The 21,119-nt window shown below is 38.4% G+C and carries 18 protein-coding genes; 8 read left to right on the top strand and 10 right to left on the bottom strand.

What is annotated here, in order from left to right; genetic code table 11:
• Window positions 1-85: 85 nt before the first annotated feature.
• On the bottom strand, window positions 86-1,486 hold the full coding sequence (locus tag H6G68_RS10430; RefSeq protein ID WP_242045215.1) for a GumC family protein: 1,401 nt from the start codon (window positions 1,484-1,486) through the stop codon (window positions 86-88).
• 580 nt (window positions 1,487-2,066) lie between these two features.
• Between H6G68_RS10430 and hpsJ-A the strand changes: the two genes are divergently transcribed.
• The 8 genes from hpsJ-A (at window position 2,067) to H6G68_RS10390 (ending at window position 11,304) form a co-directional block, all read left to right on the top strand.
• Entirely contained in the window at window positions 2,067-2,810 is a 744-nt protein-coding gene (gene hpsJ-A, locus H6G68_RS10425; protein WP_190906586.1) for an HpsJ-like protein, cyanoexosortase A-associated, read from the top strand.
• Between the two features lie 15 nt (window positions 2,811-2,825).
• Window positions 2,826-4,430 carry a cyanoexosortase A system-associated protein gene (locus H6G68_RS10420; protein ID WP_190906585.1) on the top strand — a complete coding sequence of 535 codons (1,605 nt, stop codon included), beginning with the start codon at window positions 2,826-2,828 and terminating at the stop codon, window positions 4,428-4,430.
• A gap of 443 nt (window positions 4,431-4,873) precedes the next feature.
• Window positions 4,874-6,085 carry a glycosyltransferase gene (locus H6G68_RS10415; RefSeq protein WP_190906584.1) on the top strand — a complete coding sequence of 404 codons (1,212 nt, stop codon included), beginning with the start codon at window positions 4,874-4,876 and terminating at the stop codon, window positions 6,083-6,085.
• Window positions 6,082-7,206: a glycosyltransferase gene (locus H6G68_RS10410; RefSeq protein WP_190906583.1), complete on the top strand. Its 1,125-nt coding sequence runs from the start codon at window positions 6,082-6,084 to the stop codon at window positions 7,204-7,206. The genes H6G68_RS10415 and H6G68_RS10410 overlap by 4 nt, the downstream gene beginning before the upstream one ends.
• Window positions 7,203-7,913: a class I SAM-dependent methyltransferase gene (locus H6G68_RS10405; protein WP_190906582.1), complete on the top strand. Its 711-nt coding sequence runs from the start codon at window positions 7,203-7,205 to the stop codon at window positions 7,911-7,913. Before H6G68_RS10410 ends, H6G68_RS10405 begins: the two co-directional genes overlap by 4 nt.
• A gap of 4 nt (window positions 7,914-7,917) precedes the next feature.
• Window positions 7,918-8,802: a hypothetical protein gene (locus H6G68_RS10400; protein WP_190906581.1), complete on the top strand. Its 885-nt coding sequence runs from the start codon at window positions 7,918-7,920 to the stop codon at window positions 8,800-8,802.
• A gap of 151 nt (window positions 8,803-8,953) precedes the next feature.
• A complete protein-coding gene (locus tag H6G68_RS10395) occupies window positions 8,954-10,174 on the top strand; it encodes a hypothetical protein (RefSeq protein ID WP_190906580.1) in 1,221 nt (406 codons plus the stop codon).
• Complete coding sequence (locus H6G68_RS10390; RefSeq protein ID WP_190906579.1) at window positions 10,174-11,304, top strand: glycosyltransferase family 4 protein; 1,131 nt, start codon at window positions 10,174-10,176, stop codon at window positions 11,302-11,304. The genes H6G68_RS10395 and H6G68_RS10390 overlap by 1 nt, the downstream gene beginning before the upstream one ends.
• Before the next feature lie 88 nt (window positions 11,305-11,392).
• On the opposite strand, the gene H6G68_RS10385 is transcribed toward H6G68_RS10390, so the two are convergent.
• From H6G68_RS10385 to H6G68_RS10345, 9 genes are all read right to left on the bottom strand, one after another.
• Complete coding sequence (locus tag H6G68_RS10385) at window positions 11,393-12,205, bottom strand: methyltransferase domain-containing protein (RefSeq protein WP_190906578.1); 813 nt, start codon at window positions 12,203-12,205, stop codon at window positions 11,393-11,395.
• Window positions 12,180-13,118 (bottom strand): glycosyltransferase family 2 protein, encoded by a 939-nt coding sequence (locus H6G68_RS10380; protein ID WP_190906577.1) that lies wholly within the window; start codon window positions 13,116-13,118, stop codon window positions 12,180-12,182. The genes H6G68_RS10385 and H6G68_RS10380 overlap by 26 nt, the downstream gene beginning before the upstream one ends.
• On the bottom strand, window positions 13,112-13,453 hold the full coding sequence (locus tag H6G68_RS26880) for a hypothetical protein (protein WP_199332563.1): 342 nt from the start codon (window positions 13,451-13,453) through the stop codon (window positions 13,112-13,114). Before H6G68_RS26880 ends, H6G68_RS10380 begins: the two co-directional genes overlap by 7 nt.
• Window positions 13,450-14,595, bottom strand: coding sequence for a glycosyltransferase family 4 protein (locus H6G68_RS10370; RefSeq protein ID WP_206757400.1), 1,146 nt, complete (start codon window positions 14,593-14,595; stop codon window positions 13,450-13,452). Before H6G68_RS10370 ends, H6G68_RS26880 begins: the two co-directional genes overlap by 4 nt.
• Window positions 14,596-14,744: 149 nt before the next feature.
• Window positions 14,745-15,929: a glycosyltransferase family 4 protein gene (locus tag H6G68_RS10365; RefSeq protein WP_190906575.1), complete on the bottom strand. Its 1,185-nt coding sequence runs from the start codon at window positions 15,927-15,929 to the stop codon at window positions 14,745-14,747.
• A gap of 365 nt (window positions 15,930-16,294) precedes the next feature.
• Complete coding sequence (locus tag H6G68_RS10360; protein WP_190906574.1) at window positions 16,295-17,011, bottom strand: FkbM family methyltransferase; 717 nt, start codon at window positions 17,009-17,011, stop codon at window positions 16,295-16,297.
• Window positions 17,008-18,216, bottom strand: coding sequence for an MATE family efflux transporter (locus tag H6G68_RS10355; RefSeq protein WP_339327852.1), 1,209 nt, complete (start codon window positions 18,214-18,216; stop codon window positions 17,008-17,010). Before H6G68_RS10355 ends, H6G68_RS10360 begins: the two co-directional genes overlap by 4 nt.
• Before the next feature lie 273 nt (window positions 18,217-18,489).
• A complete protein-coding gene (locus tag H6G68_RS10350; RefSeq protein ID WP_190906572.1) occupies window positions 18,490-19,923 on the bottom strand; it encodes a carotenoid oxygenase family protein in 1,434 nt (477 codons plus the stop codon).
• A gap of 224 nt (window positions 19,924-20,147) precedes the next feature.
• On the bottom strand, window positions 20,148-21,089 hold the full coding sequence (locus H6G68_RS10345) for an aromatic ring-hydroxylating oxygenase subunit alpha (protein WP_190906571.1): 942 nt from the start codon (window positions 21,087-21,089) through the stop codon (window positions 20,148-20,150).
• Window positions 21,090-21,119: the final 30 nt, after the last annotated feature.

Raw genomic sequence — 21,119 nt, 5'->3', positions numbered from 1 at the left:
GGCATCTCTAACGCTTATTTTAGCGTACCAGCCAGCTACCTTTGCATTGGGGCATCTCACTTTTAAAAGCAGTGGCAGTAACACTTTAGCTATTTCCGGAGATGTCTAATATGTCTTTGGCAGATTTGGAGGTTTTGATAGTCTTGTCCAATCTTTCTAAAACAAAGGCAGTAGCTACCCCCAACACAATGCCACCAATTAATCCTTGCAGTAAGTTTATATACTGACGGCTTCTAATTGGCACACCTGGAATTAAGGCAGGTGTAACAATCCTAGCATTACTGACTTGGAGATTTTCCGCTACTTGCAGTTCCTGATACCGAGCCAACAGGTTTTGATAGCTTAAATCAGTTGCAGCTATTTCCCGTTCTAACTGGCGTTGCTGCAATTCTAGCTGTGGTAAGGTATTAGCCCTTTGTCTGTAAGATTCAATCACTCCAGCTAAAGATTTCAGTCGTACCTGCAAACTCAGTCTCTCTGCTTCAACATTGGCATAGTTGCCCAGAAGCCCTTGTTGTAAACCTTGAGGTCTGAGTTGGACAATTTTTTCAGGTTCTACGCTTTGATTCAAACGCCCTGATTTACCTATAAAGCTTTGTTCTATTCGCTTCTTCAGTTCTTTCCTGAGAATCACTTCCTCTTTTTTCAAATCCATTATTGTGGGGTGAGTATCAGTCAAGCGCAAACCTATAACTTGTATCTTTTGCTGAACATCTTGCAACTGTCCCAGAACTGCCACTGTTGATGGAGATTCACCCACAAACCCTGCAACCACAGCATCTTGAGAAGCAACACCAAATAATTTCTGGATTGATTGCATTCGGGCTGTTTGCGAAGATAGATCCGATCTAGTTGCAGCTACTTGTTTATCTAAGTCAGTCAAAATTGCCACACTGGCTGAGGCTTCTGCTTTCAGGTCTAAAACTCTATTCCGCTGTTTAAACAATTGTAGTCTGCGTTCAGATGCTTGTAATGCAGCTTTCCTCAAGGGCAACTGTTGGGCAATAAAGTCTCTAGCAGACCTGGTTTGAGCGCGGTTCGCATTGATATCATTTTCTATATAGACTTTCATTAAAGTGTTTACAACTGAAGCCGCTATTCTGGGATCAGTACTTGTATAATATACTTCCAGAATATCTGTGTTTTCAATATTTTTGACTTCCAGGTCTTTCAAAAACACTAGAGGGTTAATATTGAGGCGAATGGCATTGATGGTCTTTTCAGCTAAGGGCAGAGAACGCAAAACTGCTACTTCTGTTCCTAATGGTCTACCACTGACTGAATTCTCTAATTGTCCTAATTGGTTACCTACTCCTGTGAGGGTAGAGGTAGAGTTCTTTTTCAGTACTAACTGGCCTCCTGCCTGATAAATGGGCGTTTCTAGTACAGTTTTAACTATACTCAAGGCCAAAAGGCTTAGAAAAACTATAGAAGTGGGCAACCAACGCCGCTTAAGTATTGACCAATAGCGCAAATATTCTTCCATATTCTTGTTAATGAGTTTGAATTTTATTTTTTTTGTTCTCAGATTTTGATTTCTGTGTTCTTATCGACTCAGCAAAGACTATCTTTTACAGAGTTGCATATTGAATCTTAGTCTAGAAAAGTGCTTTGATTAGACAAATTATGCCAACTTTACACTAAAAAGAAAGCTTAGTAAAAAATATTACAGATTTTTAATAGATACATCCTTTGGCATAGATGTTTAGTTTGCCTAAAATCAATGTGTTTGTCAATACACTAGTCAAGATTGCTCCATCAAACTTTACAAGGGCATTTAGGCAGAAATTTGTGAACTATTTCTTTATTATCAGGATAAATACGTAAAATTTAGATAAAGATCATTGACATGGGTTGTCTCAAATGTAAAATAAAAAACTAAGATAACACTTGCTTATGTCATGATTTTTCTTTTGTGTTTGTAGTTGTTTTTATAAGCTTGCTTATAAGTAAACAACCGCTTACAACTTAGTGAAGCTCAGTAATTACATGCTAAAAAAACAATAAATTCAATAAAATTCAGATATTGCCTCCAAACATAGAAGTTCTACAATCAACAACAGGAAATGACAAAACAAAAACAAGAAAGACTGCCAAAAAAGCCCATAGAAATAACAGACGGGATTGAAAATCTGTCTTTCTCATTGTTGCAGTTGCTTGGCTATATTCTTCTCATATTTTCTCTCATTGACTACCTTGCTATCCTCATACCCCCACGGTTGACAGATCCGGCATGGGAATTTCAAGCTATTGGACAAATGGTAGATCACGTCTGGTCTATCTTGCTGGGTTTAACATTTATATTTTTGCATAACAAAGGTAGTATCCTGAAATCAAGACAAATCCCTATTCTCAAACTTTTATCTTGGGTTAGTTTAATAATAGGAATATTTTATCTGCTGATGTTGCCTTTAGGAATTAATAATAGCTTAACACTCTATAGGAATATTAATAATCAATTTCTAACTCAACAGGGGCTACAACAAGAGCAATTGCAAAAAGTAACTGAAAAACTGAAGACAACCAACTCTCCTCAAGAATTAGCTAATTTAGCCAGAATTTTAAATTTGCCTAATGAAAACGGAGTTAGTCAATCTCCTCAAGAATTGAAAAATAAAATATCTCAACAAATTCAAACAGCTGCTCAAAACTCTGCCGCTACTGCTAACGCTGCCAAGCGAGAACAGATAAAAAATCTACTTAAAAGTGCTGTGAGAATCAATTTAGGAACAGTAATCTCAGGTGTTTGCTTGATTATGTTCTGGAATTTGACTCGTTGGATACGCATTATCGATAAAAATCTTGGATAAGAATGGAAGATAGAAATGTTCATCAGTAGCCAAAAACTGAACCAAGCCAAACAAGCATTTTTGCTCAGATTCAAACCCTTAATGCAAACTGAGCAATTTTACTTGCTTGGTATTTTTACAACATTGGCTGTCTTGCATTTAGATATAATTAGAAACCACCCCCTTGAAGGTGAACAAATTACATTTTATGCAGTTTACTGGGTAGGTATTTTATATTTACTTTGGCAAAATCAGCGACAAGAGAAAACTCCCACATGGTTCTCTAGCTGCTTAGGTTTAGGATTGCTATTTGTAGTCATAATTAGACCGCTAAATCTATGGCATTTAGACCTAATGCTATTTAGATTCGGTCCGATTATCGCTGGATTGGGTTTAGGTTTACTATCTTTTGGCTTTTTAGGAATCAGGCATTATTGGCGCTTATTTTTGTTATTGTGCTTAATGCTTTTTCCTTTTAATTTTATCAATGGAATTTTCGATTCCCGGTTACATTTTAATGAAGTAACTGCAACTATATCCGCTTTTTTACTCCACTATCTAGGTTTTGGTGCTACTCATTCTGGAACTTTAGTAAAACTGCCTACAGGTCAAGTAGAAGTTCTTTATGCCTGTACTGGTGGAGCATTAATTTTGTGGCTACTACAGCTAACCCTACTGATTATGGTAGTAGTTGTTACCCTAACTGGGAAACAGAGATGGGGATTAGTTATATCTGCCGTCGCTACGGGATTTTTAGTTGGCTGTATTCGTGTAGCTTTGTTAGCTGTGGTAGTTAATAACCGCAACCAGTTTGACTATTGGCACGGACAGTCCGGGGGAACAATTTTTATAGCGATCGCAACTATTACTTTTGCAGCCTTATGTAACTGGATACTGCCAGTGGAAGTTTTAGCTTCGACAGAAACCCCATTACTAACTACCACAGTCACCCTAGAGCCAAAGAGACGCTTTCTGCTTGCTGCTACCTGGGTGGGGATTATATTGACTGCTATCTATTTAATAGCCAGTAAAAGACCCCTAAGTGCTGCTATTTTTCCAGATGCGTTAGCGATGCGCTCCAGAGAAATCGCTCTCAATAGCTGGCAACAAGTCAAATTTAAGCCTCTGGGTCAGCAAAAATATAAAAATGCGATGACTGATAAGTTTGTATTGGTAGAATCTGGAACAGACTACAGCTATCTCAAAAATGGTCAGAAGTTGGAATTGCAGATGCGTTATGTGATCAATACTAGAGGTGATCAAAACCCCTTTTTGCTCCAGCTAAGTCCAGACTTAGTTAAAGATAGTCAGAAAAACCTGAGACAGCTAAAAGGAGTTGGCCACTATGCACTTTATAGTGACAGCAAACAAGCTTATCTGACAGCCTGTATTAATCCCCGTGGAGGTAGTACTTTGACTTCATCTCAATTTATGCAAAATCGGTATAAATACGATATTACCTTAAACCATTTACTACCTTGGATTTTGGGTCAGGACGTTCTCAGAGATGACCGCTGTATATGGACACAATTATCTGTTCCCTTAAATGGATTACTTGCCACTGATATTTATACGGTGTTAGAATCGATTTGGAATGATAATTATGGTACTTGGCAATCTTTGTTTTCAAGAAAATACTGAGTACTCTACTTGTTATACGCCATTCTATTTAGCTGTATGTCAGATCAGCCTGTTCAAGTTCACAAATTATCAGAGCGTGTAAATTTCAGGGTAGAAAGTCGGTACTTTATCAAAGTACGACATTATTATTAGACTTTTCCAAAATCAACTAACTATAGCAATCCGATTTGATTCCTGTATCCCTTAAGCGAGTCCTAGTCATATCTAATTGCATGGTCAGGCAACAGGGAACGGCAAAGAGAAAATAAGGGATAGAACTGTACCGAGTCTTGTAAGCCCAAAGCCCAGGCTGCGCCAACAAGAATCAAAAGGGAGTTCCATAGCTGCTCAGTAATTTTCAATAAATACAGAAGAGTATAAATCTGTTTATCTGGACTCGACTAGAGTGACTCGTGATCGTTTTTCCGTGATTAACCAGGTGTTTTGCTTTTTATCTTAAAACCATGTCGAAAACATCAAATTATCGGATTATCCATTTGTCTAAATATTATCCTCCAGACCGAGGTGGAATAGAAACACACGTACAAACTCTAGCGCAAACTCAGGCCGCTTTAGGTGCGGAAGTTCATGTAGTTTGTGTGAATGCTTTTAATCAGCAAGGACAGTTATCTAGCAGCACCCAGACTGTAAAGGAGATGGATGGAAATGTCAGTGTGACAAGGATGGGTAGGCTGTTATCATTAGCCAGATTTGATGTCTGTCCAGAACTTCCCAAAAAAGTATGTCAACTAGTTACAGAACCAAATACCTTACTGCATCTGCATACACCTAATCCTACAATGCTGATGGCTTTAACAATGTTGCATAGGCGTGTACCTTTGATAATTACCCACCACAGCGACGTTATTAAACAGAAAGTTTTGAAGTATGGATTACGTCCATTTGAACATCTAGTTTACAGTAGAAGCTCACAGGTTTTAACCACAAGTTCACCGTATATTCAAGGCTCAAAATTTTTACGTTTTTATCGTGATAAATTGAGTTATCTACCACTTGGATTGGATGCTTCAAATTACAGTCAACCGAATAAAAAAGCTATTGCTTTCAGTCACAATCTCAAGAAAAAATATCCTGGGCCAATTTGGTTGGCAGTTGGTAGATTAGTCTATTACAAAGCGTTGCACGTAGCAATTGAAGCTCTCACTATGGTGAAAGGAACACTGGTAATAATTGGTGTTGGTTCTTTAGAACAAGAACTAAAAACTCTGGCCAAGAAACTAGGAGTAGACAAGCGTATTGTTTGGTTAGGTCACGTGAACGAGGATGAACTTGTCGGTGCTTATCATGCTGCAACCAGTCTTTGGTTTCCTTCTAATGTCCGTAGCGAGGGTTTTGGGTTAGTGCAAGTAGAAGCAATGGCTAGTGGTTGTCCGGTAATTAATGCCAATATTATCTGTAGTGGAGTACCTTGGGTGAGCCGACATGAACAAGAAGGTTTAACTGTACCAATTAACAACCCAGTAGCTTTGGCTGAAGCTTCACAACGTCTACTTTCTGAACCGGGCTTGCGTCAGCGACTAGCAATAGCAAGCCGCAAACGAGCAGAATATTTTAACCACACAACTATGGCGCAACGCAGTTTTAAATTCTATGAAGAAGTTTTGCATCAAGAACGCAACTATGCAGGTATACCAAAACCAGTAGATTTGTTATGAAAGTTCTGCACGTTTATGCGGGAAATTTGTTTGGTGGGATAGAAACGCTGCTGGTGACATTAGCAAAAGAACAAAGTTTATGTTCACAGATGCAGCATCACTTTGCACTATGCTTTGAAGGGAGATTGGCCAAGGAATTGCGAAACTTAAGTGCAAAGGTGCATCTGTTGGGTAAAGTCCGGATAAGCCGTCCTTGGACAGTGTGGAAAGCTAGGCAGCAACTCCAACAACTATTGAAGCAAGAAGGATTTGATCTAGTTATTTGTCATTCTTGCTGGCCGCAAGCAATTTTTGGGTCTGTTGTTAGAGCTAACAATCTACCATTAGTCTTTTGGTGTCATGATGTGCCTAATGGTGAACACCCTCTGGAACGTTGGGCTAAGTTAGTCCCACCGGATTTAGTAATTGCGAATAGTCGTTATACCCAAGCATCTGTGCCAAAACTCTATCAGACTCAAAGCGATACTCTTTATCTGCCTGTAGCCTCTCCAAGTATTGATAACCATGCCTCAAATCGCCATGCTGTCAGAGCCGAACTCAATACAGCTGAAGATGCGGTAGTGATTATCCAGGCATCTCGTCTGGAGCGCTGGAAGGGACAAAGTATGTTAATTTCTGCTTTAGGGCAGTTACGCGACCTACCTGGTTGGATATGTTGGATAGCTGGAGGAGTACAACGCCCCCATGAGGCTGAATATTTAGAAGAACGAAAGGTACAAGTACAGGAACTTGGTATTGCCGACCGTGTGCTATTTTTAGGACAACGGGCTGATGTACCATGTTTGTTGGCTGCTGCTGACATTCACTGTCAACCTAATACAGGAGCAGAACCTTTTGGTATTGCTTTTATAGAAGCTCTGTATGCAGGTTTACCAGTGGTGACAACAGCTATGGGCGGGGCTATGGAAATTGTCGATGATTCCTGTGGGCGTTTGATTCCAGCCGATGATATTGATGTTTTGAGTCAAACTCTAGGAATATTGATTTCTAGTTCTAATGAAAGAGCATCTCTAGCATCTGGGAGTAAAGCACGGGCTGAGTATCTTTGCAATCCAGAAAAGCAACTTACTCGGCTTTATAGTTTGCTTTCTCAAGTTATCGAAAAAGAGGCTGTCGCATGATTTCATCTGATGAGGGAAAGCAAATAGCATCAATGAATGTGGAAAACCGGGCATTACAAAGCCTTGGCGGTAGTAGTGATCCTGTGTACCAAATGGTAGCTAAAACGGTAAAACAACTACATCCTGATGATGGTGTACTTGTAGATGTGGGTTGTGGTAGTGGCAGGCTGTGGTCATTTGTGAGCGATGCCTACGGCGGTAAACTACGCATTAACCGCTATATTGGTGTAGATGTTGTCCGCTATGCTGACTTACCAGCAGAAATAGAATTTATTCCCTTTGACTTAGATATTGGTAAAGCACCTTTACCAGATGGATTTGCTGATGTAATCTGTGCAGTGGAAACTATTGAACATTTAGAAAACCCACGGGCTTTTGTGCGAGAATTGGTTAGGTTAACCAAACCAGGAGGATTGGTAATTGTCACTACACCGAATCAGTTGAGCTTGTTGAGCAAATTGACTCTAATTCTAAAAAATCAGTTTAACGCATTTCAAGAAGCACCAGGTCTTTATCCAGCACACATCACAGCTTTATTAGAAATTGACTTAATAAGAATTTTTATAGAGTGTGGTCTAAGCAAGATTCAAATAGATTACACTAATTCTGGTCGTTTGCCTTTTACACCGTGGCACTGGCCAACAAGTCTCGGTTTTGGCGGTCGGGCTTTTAGTGACAATATTCTTTGTGTGGGGCAAAAAAATTAAGGATATGTTGAAAGAAATTATCAAACAGATTTTTGCATTTTTTGATTATGAACTGAGAAAACGTTCCCGTTATTTTGTAGATGCTTTTCAAGACCAAAAGAAACTGCTAGAACAGCAGAATGTGCAGTTTATTTTTGATTGTGGAGCTAATATTGGTCAGACAACAGCTAAGTATAGAAAATTATTCCCAAATGCAACGATATACTCATTTGAACCCACACACAAAACCTTCAATATTCTCGATGATACTGAACTCACAGATACCTCAGCAATTGATCGAGCAATATCTATTGCAAAAAGTTATGCTGATGTAGGTGCAATTGCCTTTCACCAACTCTGTTTTGATGGAACATCTCACGCATTTCAGCCAGCAAATGTGGATTATTTATCCTATATTGTGACACCAGCTTTTTATGGCTGTCTGATACGTAGAGAAGCTCTATTAAAACTAGAAATTGGCTTTATTGAAGAATTCAATTATTACTATGAAGAAGTAGAATTTACGCTACGGCTATTAGATGCAGGATATAAAGTTATTTATGATCCTGAACTAAAAATTATACATTATGCTGATGAGAGAGGCCGAAATTGGCAGAGAATTAGGCGTTTATGGGCGCGTAATGCCATGCTGACCACACTTTTAAGATATCCTTGGTTGGCAGTTTTCCCGGCATTAATAGCTACTCTGATTACTTTTCTGCGGATGAAAGATGAAAGAGAGCAACGCGATTGGGCTGGGGTATTTTGGATAGTTAGCAGTTTGACTAATCTCCTACCTTTTGCCTTATCCAATCGCCAGCCTATAAAAAACCAGACTCTGAAGTTATTCAAACAACTTCGCCGTAAACCAATGCCTGTTTTACCTCAGGAAGTAAATAACTTTACTTAATTACATGGCTCTAAAAACAGATCAGCACTTACCCCTTTCATCTCCTATAATTGCAAAACTAAACTGGACATGGGCGCACACATTCATACTCCTACAGTTTTCCCTGCAAATATTACTCTTATTTCCGGCAATCGGGGTTTTCCGAGTACCAATGCGGATTGCTTCCTTTGCCCTCGGTTTATTTTTATTAGTGTGGCTACCTACAGCAGAAAAACAAAAACATCCAGCAACTGAGCCAGCAATTATAGTCCTAGCAATCATGCTGCTACAGTTTTGCCTAAATCCTTATATTAATTCGGTAACAGCTGGGGTAGCTCAAGGAGCAATGTATCTTGCTATTCTCAGTCCTCTTTTTTGGGTCAGAGGGTTAAAAATGACACCCAAGGCTTTTGAAAGCTTAATGTTTATGATGTGGGGCATTAATACATTAAGTGCCATTGTTGGGGTGTTACAGGTATACTATCCAGGGAAATTTGAGTTAGCTCTTTCTACTGCGATTCAAAATAGCGCCTTTGGCGGAGATAACTTGTTGATCACTTTAGCTAATGGTACACAGGTATACAGACCAATGGGCTTAACTGACGTACCAGGAGGTGCAGCTAATTCTGGTTTATATGCTCTTTTATTCGGGGTTGTATTTGCGCTCAAACATAAAAACCCGATTTTAAGGATTGCTGGCATTAGTAGTGCTGCCCTTGGTTTATTTTGCATATATCTAACTCAAATTCGTTCTATTTTGGTATTGGCTGCTATTTCTATGGTTGTTTTGGCAATGGTCTTAATCAGGACAGGTCAAGTTGCCCGTGCGACAGCAATGATATCAGGTGTGACGGGCTTGTTTGCAGGTACATTTTTTTGGGCAATAGCCATTGGGGGACAATCAACACTACAACGCATAACTAGCTTATTTGCTGCTTCTCCTCAAGAAGTTTACCAACAAAATCGCGGGGGGTTTTTGCAAAATACTCTTGAGAATTTATTGCCTCAATATCCTTTGGGAGCAGGTTTGGGGCGTTGGGGGATGATAAATGGCTATTTTGGTGATAATGCCGACCTGGTATCTCAACCAATTTGGGTAGAAATCCAGTGGACAGCATGGTTGCTAGATGGGGGAGTGCCACTAATATTTGCTTACATTTTTACCATTTATTGGGCTTGTCAGACAGCATGGAATATTGCTATCAATCGCAAATTGGGAGATTTTGCCCTGTGGGGAGGGTTAATTTTTGCTTATGACATTGGGGTAGTGGCGCTTACTTTTAACTACCCTGTTTTTATGAGTCAGGGTGGTATGGAGTTTTGGTTACTGAATACAGCTCTGTTTGTAGCTGCTAATCATATTTTGGATCAAAAACCCGTAGATGTGCAGTGATGAAGTCTTATTTACTAGTAACAGGTGATTTTGTCAAAACTGGTGGCATGGACAGAGCCAATTTTGCTTTAGCTGATTACTTAGCAAGGCAAGGTGAACAAGTACATTTAGTAGCTCATCGGGTAGCTAGTGAGTTATTAGCTTATCCTAATGTTAAATTTCATCGAGTACCAAAGCCAGGGAATTCTTATCTCCTCAGCAGTCCTTTACTGAATCGGATGGGGCGCAATTTAGCACAGCGTCTATCTGCAAATGGTGGTAGAGTCTTGGTCAATGGTGGTAATTGCCAATGGCCAGATGTGAACTGGGTACATTATGTTCATGCAGCTTACCAACCTAATAATAAAGCTGGGTTATTGCGTCAGTTGAAGGGTTCGGTTTCACGTCAGATGTTTTTAGATGCAGAAAAAAAAGCATTAAACTCTGCGCGGGTAATTATTGTGAATTCAGACCGTACTAAACAAGATTTGATTGAGAAATTAGCGATTCCTGAGCAAAAACTGCACACAGTATACTATGGCATAGATCCGCAAGTCTTTTATCCAGCGACACCAGAAGAAAGAATAGCACTACGTCAGCAGCTAGAATGGCCAGAAGATAAGGCAATTGTAGTATTTATTGGTGCTTTGAGCGATCGCCGTAAAGGATTTGATACTCTGTTTGCAGCTTGGCAACAGTTATGTAAATCTCCGGATTGGGATGCTGAATTGGTAGTGATTGGTGTTGGTGCAGAACTACCTCTATGGCAGCGTCGCGCTGCTGATGCTGGTATTTCCAATATTCATTTTTTGGGTTTTCGTGCTGATGTGCCGAAATTGTTGCAAGCTGCTGATTGTTTAGTTGCTCCAACTCGTTATGAAGCTTATGGTTTGGGGGTGCATGAAGCCCTCTGTTGTGGTTTACCAGCGATAGTCAGTGCTGATGCTGGTGTTGCGGAACGCTATCCCCCACAGTTGCAAGACTTGTTACTTCCTAACCCGGAAGATGCCGTTAATTTGGCAACACGGCTGCAAAAATGGTACAAAGATAGAAAATATTATAGTAACTTAGTATCTTCTATTTTACAGGAATTAAGGGCTTATAGTTGGGATGACATGGCAAAGGTGATACTAGAAACAATCCCGGAATAAAGATGTAATTATATTTGCCTGATTACTCACCTAAAATATCCTGAGTAATGACATTGTTGTGAAAAATCTAACTTTGCCATATTCTAGGCTAAACACTTTCTACACGACGCTGTATTAAAACAACAAATGCCGTATGAATTTTTTTTCTCAATGGCAATGGCAATTTTTCTGTAAAAGATTCCAAAGACTCAACCCATTGGCGCGGTAAAAATTTCAATAAGTACCTTGATTTTATATGACCATTAGTTATTGAGTTAGTAATCAATCTTGCATCTAAGATAGATAGACCAATTTGTTTAGCAAAATCTTCGATTTCATCTAAGTATAGTAAAAAGATATGACCATCTGCATTAGGCTGAAACTGTATAGATTCAAATTGACTAGGGTCAGGACAGTCAGAAAACTTTGGTAACCGATTTAAGAAATATTCACCGTTAGGAGTGGTCATGACAATATAACCATTTGGTTTAATCATCTCAGCAATCTTTTTTAGAAATTCATCAGGATGAGCAACGTGTTCAATGACTTCGGCAATTAATACAACATCAAACTCGGATGCAAATCCTAAATCAAATACATTTCCAGGAGCATAATGAATATTACCTGATTCTCTTTTTAATTCCACATAATCAATCAATTCTTCACGCAAATCATTCCATGTAACTTCGTAACCTAATTCCGCAAGAATTAAAGAGAAATTACCCTGTGCTGCTGCTAAATCCAGTATTTTTGCTCCTGGTTGGGCAATTTTTTGAATCAATTCTAAAGTATGCCTTCGCCGATTTGCATAAGCATAAGCATAACCATGATTATTTAGTGAGCCATAAATTTCTAATAAATCGAAGGGATAACTAAATTTCCAGCTATCATGCCAATTACTTTGAGGTACTATTTTTTTCACTGCTGTTTTTTGTAGAAGTTTCAGATGCAAATTGAGAGATAAATTTGTGAGAGTCTAATTGAAAGAACTCCCGATAAAATTGTTTATATATTGGTATATATTCTTGTAATGCTTGCCAAGTTACAGATGGGTAAATAATTAATTGTTTGAAAATCTCTAAGTAAAAAAGAATCTTATTTTTGATATTTGATTGATAAATAAATGAATGGCATTTCATAGCAAAAAACATGGAACTAAGTGCCCATTTTTTATTTAAAAATGAGCGATTGTTTGGATCATAGTGATGAATAATATAGGTGGATTCTAAATGGCGAATTCGATATCCTAAATAATATAACCGACTCCCCCACTCTAAATAAGCAGAACCAAATTTCCATGCTTCAACAAATCTCAACCCCCGGGCAAAAATTTCTTTGGGATAAATACTTGCACCATCAGCAATAGCCCAACAATTTTGGGTATTTTCTGGAAAGTAGGAAAAACCACGGGGATGCAATTGACCTGGACAAAAATGCGGAGGGTTTCCTACCGTTTGTCCATGTAAATATTCTCCAATAATCCACACTGATTGAGGATCAGAATGAATTGCTAGAAGACAATTTTCTATATGCTGCTCAGGAAATTCGTGATCATCATCCATTGTACGAATGTGGGTTCCTTTGCAAGCTAAAGCTGAATAATTGCGATTAGCATACAAACCTCGCCGAGGTCCTTTAATATAGAGACAATCCCAACGTGAAGCAATAAACTCAGTTTTATCTGCCAACTCAGGGTCGGAGTCATCAGAAATTAGTACTTCAAAGGGTTGAATGCTTTGCGATCGCAGGCTTTTTAAACAACGTTCCAAACTTTCTGGACGGTTGCGAGTGACTAGAGCAATACTAATACGAATTTCGTCTTTATTGTCTAACATTGTTGTTTCCTATTAATTGAATAGTATAAATTGCAATAACCAGTAATCACCCAAGTATCAGGCAAAATACTTAAACTACTATAATCAAGAGCATCTTTAAGTAGTTCTAAGTTTGTTTGTTCTTCTCGTTTTAACCAAACCATTGCTTCATAGGGTATGCTCAGATGACAAAAAACTTTTTCACCACCAGGCAAAATTCTCAGTTTCACGGCGTTATCATACTGATGATTCATCCAATACCTAATTAATCTCCACTTGCCACGATACTCAGGAGTTAATTTAATAAATTGACCAAACATATTCATCAAAATATTCAGACTAATAATTTGACTCATTTCTGTTTCTCCAAAAAATTATAGTAAATCTCCAGTGTTTGTTGAGCAATTTCTTCCCAAGAAAATTTACTACCAATATCAAGACACTTCTTAGTTAGATCACTATAATTTTCTAACTCCATATCCTGTATAGAAACTAATTTATGAGCAAACTGGTCAACATTTCCAGCCGAAACCAGCAAAGACTCATCCAACAGTCGTAAAGTTTCTCTCGGACCAGGAACATCATAAGCCACTGTTGGCAGCCCAGAAGCAAGTTTCTCCAGAACAGCGAAACCAAATCCTTCAATATAGCTTGGGAAGGCTCCCACTGTTGCGCCACTTAAAAGGTTAGGTAGTTCATCACTGTCATATTTAGGAATAACCTCAATCCAGTTACAAATTGGTAAATTTAGATCCTCTAAAACTTTTTCGGCGCTCAAACCTGTGCCTAAAAATAGGAAGCGAACTTCTGGTATTTGCTTTTTGACGCGCACAACAATTTCTGCCCAATCTCTAGAACCTTTGCGCGAACCCCAACTGCCAATAAAAGCTATTTGCTTATTTGCTAATCGAACTCCGGATGGTTGAATAGCATCCTTAAATGCTTTTTGCCGTTCTTGAGAAAGTCCAAAGGGAAATACTATACACTTGTTCCCTAGTCCCATAACGTCACGAACATAGGCCAACTCGTCATGATTTGGTACATTAATCAGATCGCAGGTTTGTAAACTCCTAAGGTATAAGGAAGTCTGTCCTTTGTTCTGCCATGAACGCCAAAGATTTCCAAGCTTAGTTTTAAGTTTTCGGGGCGGATTTTTAGTTCTATCTAATCTAGCAAATTCATCATAAAAGGCATATAGTCCTACTGAACGAGCAACTAATAAACCCTTAAACCCTAATTCTTGTTTTGAAAATGGTAAATTCCCTTGGTGAGCATCAATAATATCAAAACGATGAGCATTTGCCTGAACAAAAGCTTTTGCTTTGACATAGAAACTAGGACGAATTAAATTGCGGAATTGAGAAGGGTAGGCTTCAGGAAAGGCATCATAATAGTCAAATTTTTCAACTTGATGCCCCATTGCCTGAAACGCATCAGCTAATTCTAACTGTACTCGTGAGCCTCCTAAATTTCTGCTCCAAGGCATATGCAGGATCATAAGTATTCTCAAAGGCTGCTTCATAGAGATTTAAACTCACCTGTATAAATTTCCAAATGTCTTTTGACTACTGTTAACTCTGGCATATATAAAGTAGCTGGAAAGAATCAAATCTATATACTGAAATTAAAATTTTCACTAAACACCTCCTAACAATTGTTTTGGGTCTGACTAATTTCTATTAGCGAATCCTCCAGACGAGCTAACACTACTTCACTTGTCCAACTTTTAGCTTTACTAATTGCATTTTTAGATAAATACTGCCAAGTTTGACGGTTATTATAAATACGAGCGATCGCATCCGCAAAAGCTTTGGCAGTCAGTTTTTTTACCAGTAATCCATCAACGTCATTTTCAATAATTTCTGCTGGTCCACCTGAATCATGGCAAATACAGGGTGTGCCTACAGACATAGCTTCAACTATACTACGACCATAAGGTTCACCCAGAGAAGTTGAGATCAGCAAATCTGCGGAATACAGATAGTTATAAACTTCATTATTAGGAACTTTCCCTTGCAGGTATATACAATCCTCCAATTTCTCTGAAGCGCAATAATATTCTATATTTGAACGCTCCGAACCATCTCCTAAAAGTGTTGCTTTCACATTAATTCCATAGTCACGCAGAAGCTTGACTGCTTGACAAAATATTAAAGGATTTTTATTGGGCAGTAAGTTGGCAACAAATAATAGGTGAAAAGGTGATGATTCATCGGTAATTTCTCTAATACAAGAGAGATCGTAAATAGGAGGATCTACAATAACAGGCAAACATAATACATGGGATTGGGGAAACTGATTTTGAATAGATTCAGCGTGTTTACTCGTCGCACAAATGATCAGAGAAGCAGCCTGTAATGTCCGATGCCATCCTTTCTGGGCTAAAGGACTAACAAATTTTTCTATACCAATACCAAATCTTGGTTTAGCCTTCATTGCTTCATTTTCTGGCCAGCCATAAAATAGGGGTCCCACTACCAAAGGTTTGCCCAGGGTTTTGGGTACTGTTGGACAACTTGTTCCATAAGGGTGCATTCGCCACACAATATCAATATCATATTTATGGCTTAAATCCTGCAACCAATTATCAGCTTTCCAGGAATGTTCCCAAGAAGCAAGAGAGTCAAAGGGGACACGATGTCTGCCACCCACTTTTACTTGTAAATTAGGATATTCTTCAGAAATAGCAGCGTATCTGGTGTAAGCAAAAATATCATGGTTGCGTCTGGCTAATCCATTCAGTAAAGAGAAGCAAATTAGACCATCGCCGTGAGATTCGTAGTCAGTCAAGTACTCTGAAGCTGATTGCACAAATATTGATAAGCTTTTCATAACCTAATTCATTTCTGTAATTTTATGATCAATGAAAGTCCACATTTAACTACTAGTTCATATCCATATTTACTTAACTAATTAATTAAGTTCTAAACTTTCAAATTCTTTTAGAGTGATATCATATTTTTCAACAATACGTTCGCCAATTTGCCAAAAATAGGGCTGAACACCAATGCAATCGTTAAGATATGAATAGGGTTTTAGCAAAGGTATTGTTTAAAAAATCAGAATTTGGGGCTTGTATATTTCTATGCAAGCTATCAAAATTCAAATAGGAATCCTCTATGTCTTCACCAAAATGAGAATGAGACTGCTAGAAACTTGGATATAAGTTAGCTTTAAGTCAGAATAGATGGCTTTGTTTAACTCATGAGAGTTTGTAATTTCATAATTATTGAAGGTCCACATTTTGCTACTATTTCATATCCATAGTTGCCTAAATAATTAATAATTTCTAAATGTTCAATTTCTTTTAGAGAAATATCATGTTTTTCAAAAAGTATAATTTTTGGCTTGTATATCTCCCAATTATTAGACATAAGAATTGCTTCATCTATACCTTCTATATCAACACTCATTAAATCAATATTAGTTCCTTTTGGCAAGTATAAATCTAACACTTCCTCAAGTGTACTTGTTTTCAGAGTCTTTTTCTCAACTAATTTTACTCCCATAGATAAAGCCTTGTCAGCCATCTCTTGATCGAATGTATTATATGCAGCCTGTTCAAATATATAAAACTCCACGTTTTCTACTTTTTTTTCTGGATGTAACAAAAGCTCTAAATTTATATCTCTTGGTCTTAAAACTTGGAATATATCCATGATACCGGGAGCGCCATCAATATTAATTCCTTGCCAGCCTTTGCAATAGAAGTGATGAGTATTAGAATAATAAACTGGATGGTGAGCGCCAATGTCTATATAAAATCCTTTCTGAAGATCATTTGTTAAAAATCTCACAACCATGTCTTCACCAAATTGAGAATGAGACTGGTAAAAGCTTGGATATACGTTAGCTTTAAGTCTAGCCCAAACAGTAAACTTCAGTTTAATAAGCCATTTCTCTAAAATATTCATATATTTAGGCTAGTATTCTTTAAACCCTTGTAAGTCATGTATGAATTTAATATAACTCCTGGAAACAAAGGAGCCATTCCGAATATAATTGCTCCTTTAAGTGTAGTCACATTTACTAAAAAAACTGCAACAATCTGTGCCATAAGTGTTCCAGGTATTTGTAACCAGATAAGATCAAGCCATGCTTTAGAAGCATTGAGAGACCACATAGTATTAACAACAAAAAACAATCCTGAACTAACTATGACTAAAATTAATTCTGACTGTAAATGTGCGTATTTCGAGCCTATTATCAATAGAAATTGACTAGGAAAAAGTGCTGCTAAACCTACTAAAGCTGCGGAAAATATAGACATGGTGCAGAGAATTTGACAATAGCGACGGAATAGAAGCTTTGGAGACTGACAACGAGCAAAGCTTGGTAGTACAATGCCATTCATAACTGAGCCAATAACTGCAAAAATAACTGCTAAACGCCCTAATGCTCCAATTTCAGCAACAGTTTGTACGTTACCAAATATACTGAGTAACCAGACAGTAATTTGTCCTTGGAAACAGTAAAATATTGTATTAGGTGCTGATTTTTGAATAATTTTGGTAATTTCTGCCCTATCTTCTTCATTCAAGGGGGCTTTCCTGTCAATATTATCAATTACTAAATTTCCTAACAGCAATCTCTGTATTCCTAGTGCAACTGAGGACGCAAATGTGACTAAAGCTGTGTTGAAAAGTGTTAGATAAGAAACCCCCAATAAGACTATCCTAGAAATATTCAACGTTAAATCCAGTTTCTGAATTCGACTGACTTGTGAATGGAGACGTGGTACAATATTCAACACACCAATAGTCAATTGAAAATAAAGTCCCACCAGTACCGCAATTGTAATTAAAATTGCATATAACAGGGAAGCTCCATTTCTGAATAGCATCCAGATCGAAATTGGTGTCACAATCGTAATCGAAACAGCAGCCAGATAATAGCGAAGATGTAAAGCTGTATTGATTAGCTGTCCAAAGCGATACCTATCCTCCCATACCTTGCCACCAATTGCTGAAAGTCCAATACTGATGCCCATGTCAGCCAAAACACTCATAGTCCCTTGCATTGTAGTAGCAATGGTGTAGTAAGCATATTCTTGTTGATTTAGAGTGCGAACTATGAAAATTCCACTCGCTAGGGTCAAAGCTTGAACTATAATTTGCACAGAGACAAATTTGCCCAGTAATTTAGTCCAATGAACAAAATTTGCAGGTAGAAACATCTACTCACTCGTCTCTTCTTATTAGCAGACAGTCAATTTTCATTTAGATAAATCCACAAACTCCACGCAGTATCACTCTAACTAAGGTTAAAGTACTTCCTTATACTTGTCAATCCGTTAATTTTACTATTTTTATTTAACGGTCTGCATAAGTCACTATAGAAGATATGTCTGCACCAATAAAAATAGTCCTGTCTACTAAAAGTTTCAAATTAATTAAGCGGGTTTCCAAGTACCGTGAAAGCTGTGGGGAATAACGCTGGGTAAACCTAGTTTACAAACAGGTTCATCGTTCAAGTGTTGGCTCTCAAATATCCAAACCTCGCTATTATTGGTATTACCATCATAAACTACTGTTAAAATCCAACTTTGCTCAGGGTTGTGATTGTCTTGTGCTGGAAGAGGTTCACAAGGATAGCGATTTTCACCCAAGTCTGCTTCTGACAAAGTTCCAGTTTGATGATCAAAACGAGCAATACCGTTTAATATTTCTCCTTCAATATCTGTTCCTTCCCGAAAAATAGACATATAGCTATAGCGAGAAAACTTACCCACATTTTGCGGTGGAACATTAGGAAATTCACAAGTTCTATTTAATAGAGTTTCAATTCCCGTCACTTTCCCTGTTTGCGGATTAAGTTGTACCCGCGTCAACGTGGTTTTAGCAACTGTTTGAGTTTCTCCAAATGCTAACTCTTTTAAATATTGATTAGTTTGAAAATCTGCATAACGGGAAAAATCTACAATCACCGTACCGCTATCATCAACATAACCATTCCCAAAATGCCACTGAAACCAAGGTTCTGTAATTCCTTCACTCACTAAAGATAATGTTTCTCTGTCAATTACTAAAATCTTAGTTCCTTTCTGTGGTAGCCATTGCAGCGAATCACTGTAACTACTAATTCCCAACAAAACAGGCCAAACATTTAAATGTACCGCAGGCGCAAAAAATATTAAATATTGTCCAGCTAAGACAAAATCATGTATGACTGGAAAACCTTCTAATGTCAACTTTGCTGTTTTCAGAATCTTGCCTGTTAAGTCACTTTTGTAGAGACTTAATATCGCATTTGCTCCCGGACTCACACCAAAATTAAAAATTTCCCCTGTTGCATAATCAACTTTAGGATGGGCAGAATAAGGTTGTTTTTTCTCCAAACCATCTAAATTATCTAATCCTTGGGTTTCTAAAGTCTGCAAATCTAACGCATAAGGATTATCACCTTCCCACAATGCCAGCAGTTTATCAGGTAATGCCAAAACAGAAGTATTTGCAGCGTGCTTAACAGGTTTACGCCATTGATTCCAAATCAGACCGGGTGCAGTCATGCCATAATTACCATACAGCAATTTACCCGCCGCAGTTTCTTCTTGATAACCAGCAGTCTGCACGTACCGATAAACCCCTGTCGCACCAGCATCTGTAAAATGGACGGCTAAAATAGCACCATCTCCATCAAACCAATGTCCCACTGACACACCACCCCGTTCTAGTCGCGCTGCACCATTGCGGTAAAGTGTACCCCGCAAACCATCAGGGATTTTACCCGCGATAACAGGTAATTGAGTGGGAGGAAATTCAGTTGCAGGTTGAGATATGGCTTTTGCCCAAGTTTTTTTTGTTGACTTTTTATTGATTGTTTGCATAGTAATTTTTTGGTTTATAGAGTTTTTCTAATCAATAGGAATCACTAATGATATAGTAATCCGGTTTGATTTCTGAATTGATTTGTGTGGGCAGGGAACAGGAAAGAAGGGTTTCACTATTTACTGAGTCTTGTTCAATAATCAAATAGGAGTCCTATAGTTATATCACTTAAGCTATTGGCTAGGGTTTTCACCCATGCACAATAGCTGAGTTTTGAGATAGCTTAAATCGTCACTGCTTGACGAGCGATCGCTTGATGATACCAACGACGAAAAAGGAGTGTTGCTCGATCAGTAGGGACATTACATTCCCCAGTCGTAGTAGGAATCTCACCTTGATGCGATTCAATCACTACTTTATCTTCAATAATGGGAGTGATGAACTCATTGAGCATTGCCACAGCATGAGGCTCAAGCAACTGAATTGCGATTAAGATTCGTGTTTGATGCTTATTGATAGGAATTGCGAAAAAATGACTCCGAACAGGCATTCCCATTTCATCAAACTTCAGAACAACTAAGTTTGGCTGATGCCATTCAAGGGCAAATCCAGATTCAATGTTGTGATAGCGATTAAAAATTTGAACGCTATGTTTTGTCTGTGTAATTTGAAATTCAGCAAAACTACCAGCCTTGATCGCCTGACCGACTTCGCCTCCGAAGGAATTACGATGCACAAACGGCACATGGACATAATCCATTGCGTTCTCGATTACTCTTGTCCAGTGAGCATTCCAGACCTCATGATGAATGAAGTAAGATTCAGGCGATCGCATTAAACTCTCAGGAACTTCCAGATCCGCAACTTCACCTTGCCCTGTAAACACCCAAACTAACCCAGCAATGATGCGAGTCGGTAAGCTCACAGCGGCAAGCACAGACAACTTAACATCAGCAGGATTATTCAGGGGAACGTGTGTACAAGCACCATTCTGGTCAAACTGCCAGCCGTGATAAGGGCATTCTAAACATCCATTTTCGTTGACACGACCGAGTGAAAGGGCAACGCCCCGATGAGGACAGCGATCTAAAAGCGCCCCAATTTCACCTGTCAAATTCCGAAATAAAACCAGACGTTCCCCTGCAAGTTCAACAGCTATAGGGGTATTCTCAACTTCAGCAACAGGAATAACAGGTGTCCAAAAATTAGGTAACAGGTCAAACATGATCAGTTTCTCCTTTTATGGAAAATAAAC

Origin of the sequence: Anabaena catenula FACHB-362, from assembly GCF_014698735.1 — a bacterium.
GTDB lineage: Bacteria > Cyanobacteriota > Cyanobacteriia > Cyanobacteriales > Nostocaceae > Anabaena > Anabaena variabilis_A.
The sequence above is the reverse complement of the archived record's forward strand: the minus strand, read 5'-3'. Positions and strand labels throughout refer to the sequence as shown.

Excerpts from the sequence above, each read along its gene's own strand:
- H6G68_RS10360 (WP_190906574.1), bottom strand. The coding sequence starts at position 17,011 with ATGAATATTTTAGAGAAATGGCTTATTAAACTGAAGTTTACTGTTTGG.
- H6G68_RS10405 (WP_190906582.1), top strand. The coding sequence starts at position 7,203 with ATGATTTCATCTGATGAGGGAAAGCAAATAGCATCAATGAATGTGGAA.
- H6G68_RS10420 (WP_190906585.1), top strand. The coding sequence starts at position 2,826 with ATGTTCATCAGTAGCCAAAAACTGAACCAAGCCAAACAAGCATTTTTG.
- H6G68_RS10390 (WP_190906579.1), top strand. The coding sequence starts at position 10,174 with ATGAAGTCTTATTTACTAGTAACAGGTGATTTTGTCAAAACTGGTGGC.
- H6G68_RS10400 (WP_190906581.1), top strand. The coding sequence starts at position 7,918 with ATGTTGAAAGAAATTATCAAACAGATTTTTGCATTTTTTGATTATGAA.
- hpsJ-A (WP_190906586.1), top strand. The coding sequence starts at position 2,067 with ATGACAAAACAAAAACAAGAAAGACTGCCAAAAAAGCCCATAGAAATA.
- H6G68_RS10410 (WP_190906583.1), top strand. The coding sequence starts at position 6,082 with ATGAAAGTTCTGCACGTTTATGCGGGAAATTTGTTTGGTGGGATAGAA.
- H6G68_RS26880 (WP_199332563.1), bottom strand. The coding sequence starts at position 13,453 with ATGAGTCAAATTATTAGTCTGAATATTTTGATGAATATGTTTGGTCAA.
- H6G68_RS10380 (WP_190906577.1), bottom strand. The coding sequence starts at position 13,118 with ATGTTAGACAATAAAGACGAAATTCGTATTAGTATTGCTCTAGTCACT.
- H6G68_RS10350 (WP_190906572.1), bottom strand. The coding sequence starts at position 19,923 with ATGCAAACAATCAATAAAAAGTCAACAAAAAAAACTTGGGCAAAAGCC.
- H6G68_RS10415 (WP_190906584.1), top strand. The coding sequence starts at position 4,874 with ATGTCGAAAACATCAAATTATCGGATTATCCATTTGTCTAAATATTAT.
- H6G68_RS10395 (WP_190906580.1), top strand. The coding sequence starts at position 8,954 with ATGCGGATTGCTTCCTTTGCCCTCGGTTTATTTTTATTAGTGTGGCTA.
- H6G68_RS10430 (WP_242045215.1), bottom strand. The coding sequence starts at position 1,486 with ATGGAAGAATATTTGCGCTATTGGTCAATACTTAAGCGGCGTTGGTTG.
- H6G68_RS10345 (WP_190906571.1), bottom strand. The coding sequence starts at position 21,089 with ATGTTTGACCTGTTACCTAATTTTTGGACACCTGTTATTCCTGTTGCT.
- H6G68_RS10365 (WP_190906575.1), bottom strand. The coding sequence starts at position 15,929 with ATGAAAAGCTTATCAATATTTGTGCAATCAGCTTCAGAGTACTTGACT.
- H6G68_RS10370 (WP_206757400.1), bottom strand. The coding sequence starts at position 14,595 with ATGATCCTGCATATGCCTTGGAGCAGAAATTTAGGAGGCTCACGAGTA.